This window comes from Janibacter sp. CFPM2_SD2, from assembly GCF_057364645.1.
Map to the genome: position 1 here is coordinate 1 of NZ_JBNFOF010000195.1, position 5,842 is coordinate 5,842.

A 5,842-nucleotide genomic window follows, 5' to 3' on the forward strand; every position below is an offset into this window, starting at 1 on the left:
CGGCTGCGCTGCCCCGTCTCGCTCATCCGGCGCGCGCCGCTCCGGCATCGTCAGCGTCCCGGCTCGAGCGGCGCCTCCGGACCGATCGACCTCGTGCGGCCGCAGCACGGGGCGACGGCCACCCTCGACCAGCCGGACCAGCCGCAGCGGGCCATCGCGCTCGCGCCGCGGTCGGACGCCGAGTGCCTCGCCGACGAGCTGAGCCGGCTCGACCCCGACGAGGTCTACGAGGACGCCCTGACCTCGGGTCTGCCCAAGATCACTCGGCGACGGATGACGATGACCGAGGCCGTCGACGCGGGGCTCGTCCCGTCGCCGAGCGAGGCGCGCCGCACGACCGAGCGCCTCGCGGAGGAGTCGAGCGAGATCATCCGCAGCGCGATGGTCGAGGCCGCGCCGGAGCAGGCCGACCGGAGCACCAAGGCGGTCAAGCATGCCGTCCGCGAGCGTCTGGAGGACTGAGATGGCCCAGCGGATCGTCCTCGTCCACCCGGACGCCGCCACGACGGCGACGATGATCGCCGGCCGGCTGCTGGCGAGCGTCCAGGAGGCGGTGGCGCTGCGGGGCGAGGCCCACGTGGCACTCACCGGCGGATCGATGGGCTCCGCCCTCGTCGCGGCCCTCGCCGATCACCCGGCGGTCGACGTCGTCGACTGGTCCCGGGTGCACGTGTGGTGGGGCGACGAGCGGTGGCTGCCCCTCGGCGACCCCGACCGCAACGACACCCAGAACGACTCGGCGGGCCTGGACCGCCTCCCCCTCGACCCGGCTCGGGTCCACCGGGTCCCCGGCCCCGACACCTCGGAATCACCCGAGGCCGCGGCGATCGCCTACGAGCGGGCGCTGCGGGTCGACGGTGGGGGCGCCTGGGACGTCGTGCTCCTTGGTGTGGGGCCAGACGGTCACGTCGCCTCGCTCTTCCCCGGCCACCCGGCGCAGCTCCGCGACGACGCCCTCGCGATCGCCGTCCACGACTCCCCCAAGCCTCCCCCCACCCGGGTCTCGCTCACCCTCGGCTGCCTCGCCCGCTCGCACGAGGTGTGGTTCGTCGTGGCGGGCGCCGACAAGGCCGAGGCCGTGGCGAAGGGGGTCTCCGGCGCCCCCGCGCAGGAGAGCACCGCCGCACAGCTGCAGGCCCTGGGCCGAACCCTCTGGCTGGTCGACGAGGCCGCCGCCTCCCCGGCTCACCTGACGCCGGCCCCCGCAGCCCATCTGACGCCCGGAAGCCCCCTGCGGACGGCCGAACACCGCCGGACAGACCTGAATCCGCATTACCCCAGGGTCATGCGGATTCAGGTCTGTCCGGCCGGGTAAGTGGCCGTGGCTGAGCGGAGGCCGGGCCGTGGGTCAGCGGATGAGGCCGCGATCGCGCAGCTCGCCGAGGCGCTCCTCGAGGATCGCCTCGCCCTCGCTGTCGGAGCGGCGCTCCTTCACGTAGGCCAGATGGGTCTTGTAGACCTCGGCCGTCGGCGGGGCCGGCGGGTTGTCCTTGTCACGGCCTGCGGGCAGGCCGCAGCGCTTGCACTCCCACACGTCGGGGACCTCGACACCGTCCTCGACGGCGAAGGAGGGCGTCACCTCGTGGCCGTTGGCGCACCAGTAGGAGACGAAGGTGCGGGGCGCGGCCTCGCCGCGCTCGGCCTCACCCATGGGTCCGGCGCCGATGCGGCTGCCGCGGATCGCATTTCCACCTGCCATGTGGTGCTCCTGGGGGTGCGGGACGCGTCAGGCGTCGAAGCGGTCGATGAGTCCGATGCCGACGACGGCGGTGAACCAGACGAGGCCGACGACGATCGTGAACCTCGTGAGGTTGCGCTCGGCGACGGACGAGCTGCCGAGAGACGCCGACATGCCGCCACCGAACATGTCGGACATGCCACCGCCCTTCCCCTTGTGCATGAGGATGAGCAGGGTGAGGATCAGGCCGGTGATCACGAGGATCACCTGCAGTCCGATGCGGACGGCGTTCACGCGATCAGGTCCTTGTCGGTCGGGTCTCGGGTGCGGCACCGCCACGGCGGCGCCCCGGGTCAGGATACCCCTGCAACCTGCGCCACGGGTCAGGCCGGGTGGGCGCGGCGCGCCCCACCCGGCGTGACGGTCGTGGTCAGGCCGTGAGGTGCTGCTGGTAGCGGCAGATCGAGGAGAACTCCTCGGCCTCGAGAGAGGCTCCACCGACGAGGGCGCCGTCGACGTCGGCACCGGCCATGATGCTGGCGACGTTGCCGGACTTCACCGAGCCCCCGTAGAGGACGCGCACCTTGTCGGCGGTCGCGTCGGACCACATCTGCGCCAGCTTGCCGCGGATGGCCGCGCAGACCTCCTGCGCGTCCTCCGGCGTCGCGACCTCACCCGTGCCGATGGCCCACACCGGCTCGTAGGCGATGACGACCGTCTCGGCCTGCTCCGGCGTGATCCCGGCGAGGCTGCCCTCGACTTGGGCGAGCACGTGGCTGACGTGCTCGCCCGCCTGACGGACCTCGAGCCCCTCGCCGACGCAGACGATCGGTATCAGCCCGTGGCGGAAGGCCGCGACGGCCTTGCTCGCCACGACGGCGTCGGTCTCACCGTGGCCCTCACGACGCTCGCTGTGGCCGACGACGACGTAGCTGCAGCCGAGCTTCGCGAGGAAGGCTCCGGAGACGTCGCCGGTGTAGGCGCCCGAGTCGTGCGGGCTGAGGTCCTGGGCTCCGTAGCGAAGCGCCAGCCTGTCACCGTCGACGAGCGTCTGGACCGAGCGCAGGTCGGTGAAGGGGGGCACGACGACGACCTCGACGGCACCGAAGTCGTGGCGGGCGTCGCGCAGGGTCCAGTCGAGCTTCTGCACGAGGTGGGTGCCCTGCAGGTGGTCGAGGTTCATCTTCCAATTGCCCGCCATCAGGGGGGTGCGTGCGCCGGCCATGTCAGGCCTCCTCGCCGAAGACGGCCAGGCCCGGCAGGCGCTTGCCCTCGAGGTACTCGAGGCTCGCGCCGCCACCGGTGCTGATGTGGCCGAACTGGTCGTCGGTGAAGCCGAGCTGGCGCACCGCGGCCGCGGAGTCGCCGCCACCGACGACGGTGAGGGCGCCCCCCTTCGTCGCCTCGACGAGGGCCCGGGCCACGGCCTCGGTGCCGGCCGCGTAGGGCGCCATCTCGAAGGCCCCCATGGGGCCGTTCCAGAAGACGGTGCGGCAGTCGGCGAGCTTGTCGGCGAAGAGCCGACCCGACTCGGGACCGATGTCCAGACCCATCCGGTCGGCCGGGATCTCGTCCGCGGCGACGACCTCGTGCTCGGCGTCGGCGGAGAACTCGGTGGCCGCCACGACGTCGGTCGGCAGGACGATCTCGACCCCGTCGCGCTCGGCCCGCTCGAGGTACTCGGTCACCGTCGCGAGCTGGTCCTCCTCGAGCAGGCTCTTGCCGACCTCGTGGCCCTGGGCCTTGAGGAAGGTGAAGACCATGCCCCCGCCGATGAGCAGGCGGTCGGCGGTGCCGAGGAGGTTGTCGATGACGCCGAGCTTGTCGCTGACCTTCGCCCCACCGAGGACGACGGCGTAGGGACGCTCGGGGTCGCGCGTGAGGCGCTGCAGCACCTCGACCTCGGCCCCGACGAGACCGCCCATCGCGGCCGGCAGCCGGGTGGCGATGTCGTAGACGGAGGCCTGCGCCCGGTGCACGACGCCGAAGCCGTCCGAGACGTAGGCGTCAGCCAGCGAGGCGAGCTCGTCGGCAAAGGCACCCCGCTCCGCCTCGTCCTTGCTCGTCTCACCGGCGTTGAAGCGCAGGTTCTCGAGCAGGGCGACCTGACCGTCGGCCAGCCCGTCGACGACCGCGCGGGCCGACTCCCCCACGGTGTCCTGCGCGAAGGCCACGTCGGCCCCGAGCAGCTCGCCCAGCCGCGCGGCGACGGGGGGCGAGCGAGTACTGCGGGTCCGGCGCGCCCTTGGGGCGACCCAGGTGGGCGCAGACGACGACCCGCGCCCCGGCCTGCGCGAGGGCGGAGATCGTCGGCAGGGAGGCGCGGATGCGGCCGTCGTCGGTGATCGTGGTCCCGTCGAGGGGGACATTGAGGTCGGATCGGACGAGGACGCGCTTGCCGCGCAGGTCCCCGAGGTCAGCGGTGGTCTTCACGGTGGCCTTTCGGGCGATGCGGTGGTGGTGTCGGGTGGGATCGTCTCAGAGACGCGAGCCGACGTGGACCGCGAGGTCGACGAGACGGTTGGAGTAGCCCCACTCGTTGTCGTACCAGCCGACGACCTTGACCTGGTTGCCGATGACCTTGGTCAGCAGCGAGTCGAAGGTGCAGCTGGCCGGGTCCGTCTCGATGTCCGTGGAGACGATCGGGTCCTCGGTGTAGACGAGCTTGCCCGCGAGCGGGCCGGACTCGGCGGCCGCGCGGACGATGGCGTTGACCTCGTCGACCGTGGTCTCACGACTCGCGGTGAAGGTCAGGTCGGTCGCGGACCCGGTCGGCGTCGGGACGCGAAGGGCGTAGCCGTCCAGCTTGCCCTCGAGCTCGGGCAGCACGAGTGCGACGGCCTTGGCGGCTCCCGTGGACGTCGGCACGATGTTGAGTGCTGCGGCCCGGGCGCGGCGCAGGTCCTTGTGCGGGCCGTCCTGGAGGTTCTGGTCCGCGGTGTAGGCGTGGATCGTCGTCATCAGCCCGCTCTCGATGCCGAGACCGTCGTTGAGCACCTTGGCCATCGGCGCGAGGCAGTTGGTCGTACACGAGGCGTTGGAGATGATCGTGTGCTTCTCCGGGTCGTAGAGGCCGTCGTTGACCCCCATGACGATGGTGATGTCCTCGTGCTTGGCCGGCGCGGAGATGATGACCTTCTTGGCGCCGCCCTCGACGTGCGCCCGGGCGGCGTCGGCATCGGTGAAGAAGCCCGTCGACTCGACGACGACGTCGACGCCGAGGTCACCCCAGGGCAGGGCGGCCGGGTCGCGCTCCGCGAGCGAGGTGACCACGCGGCCGTCCACCTCGATGCCACCGTCGACGACGGAGACGTCACCGTCGTAGCGCCCGAGGATGGAGTCGTACCTGAGCAGGTGCGCCTGCGTGGCGTCGTCGCCCAGGTCGTTGAAGGCCACGACCTCCACGTCCGCCCCGGACGCCTTGACCGCACGGAAGAAGTTGCGGCCGATGCGGCCGAACCCGTTGATCCCTACACGAACTGTCACGGTGAATACCTCCACGTCGGTGGTGCCGGAAGCAGGTCGCCGGTGCGACCCCGGTCACGTCCACCCTAGGGCCTGCCCACGATGCCGTGGCAGGCGCCGCGCCCCCGGTCAGCCGTCGAGCATGTCGGAGGTCAGCGAGGCCTCCGTGCCCGGGATGCCCTCGTCCTCGGCGCGCTTGTCGGCCATGGCGAGCAGCCGGCGGATCCGACCGGCCACGGCGTCCTTGGTCTCGATCGGCGGGTCCGGCCGCCTGGCCGAGCTCCTCCAGCGAGGCCCCGGTGTGCTCGAGCCGCAGCTGGCCGGCCTCGCGCAGGTGGTCGGGCACCTCGTCGCCGAGGATCTCCAGCGCCCGCTGGACGCGCGCCCCCGGCGGCGACCGCCGCGCGCGCGGAGCGGCGCAGGTTGGCGTCGTCGAAGTTGGCCAGACGGTTGGCCGTCGCCCGGACCTCGCGCCGCATCCGGCGCTCCTCCCATGCCATGACGGCCTCGTGGGCGCCGAGCCGGGTGAGCATCGCCGAGATGGCGTCGCCGTCGCGGATGACGACGCGGTCGACCCCGCGCACCTCGCGCGCCTTGCTCGGGATGCCGAGACGACGGGCCGCCCCGACGAGCGCCAGCGCGGCCTCCGGCCCGGGCAGGTGATCTCGAGCGAGGAGCTGCGGCCGGGCTCGGTGAGCG

6 protein-coding genes and 2 pseudogenes are annotated in these 5,842 nt (G+C 72.4%); 2 read left to right on the top strand and 6 right to left on the bottom strand.

The window, feature by feature from the left end:
• The coding region (locus AC2W7J_RS14995; RefSeq protein WP_485983360.1) for an OpcA/G6PD domain-containing protein at window positions 1-462 on the top strand (462 nt) is incomplete at its 5' end.
• Between the two features lies 1 nt (window position 463).
• Window positions 464-1,315, top strand: a complete 852-nt coding sequence (gene pgl / locus AC2W7J_RS15000) for a 6-phosphogluconolactonase (protein WP_485983362.1) — start codon at window positions 464-466, stop codon at window positions 1,313-1,315.
• A 33-nt stretch (window positions 1,316-1,348) separates the two neighbouring features.
• On the opposite strand, the gene AC2W7J_RS15005 is transcribed toward pgl, so the two are convergent.
• From AC2W7J_RS15005 to whiA, 6 genes and pseudogenes are all read right to left on the bottom strand, one after another.
• Entirely contained in the window at window positions 1,349-1,699 is a 351-nt protein-coding gene (locus AC2W7J_RS15005; protein WP_255183501.1) for an RNA polymerase-binding protein RbpA, read from the bottom strand.
• 27 nt (window positions 1,700-1,726) lie between these two features.
• Entirely contained in the window at window positions 1,727-1,972 is a 246-nt protein-coding gene (gene secG, locus AC2W7J_RS15010; RefSeq protein WP_421008350.1) for a preprotein translocase subunit SecG, read from the bottom strand.
• A gap of 136 nt (window positions 1,973-2,108) precedes the next feature.
• The gene (tpiA, locus tag AC2W7J_RS15015) at window positions 2,109-2,903 is read right to left on the bottom strand and encodes a triose-phosphate isomerase (protein WP_485983364.1); all 795 of its coding nucleotides are present in this window, start codon (window positions 2,901-2,903) and stop codon (window positions 2,109-2,111) included.
• Window position 2,904: 1 nt separating this feature from the next.
• Window positions 2,905-4,111: pseudogene (locus AC2W7J_RS15020) on the bottom strand (phosphoglycerate kinase).
• Between the two features lie 45 nt (window positions 4,112-4,156).
• Entirely contained in the window at window positions 4,157-5,164 is a 1,008-nt protein-coding gene (gene gap, locus AC2W7J_RS15025; protein WP_427802341.1) for a type I glyceraldehyde-3-phosphate dehydrogenase, read from the bottom strand.
• 108 nt (window positions 5,165-5,272) lie between these two features.
• Window positions 5,273-5,842 (bottom strand): annotated as a pseudogene (gene whiA / locus AC2W7J_RS15030) (DNA-binding protein WhiA); the annotation flags it as partial.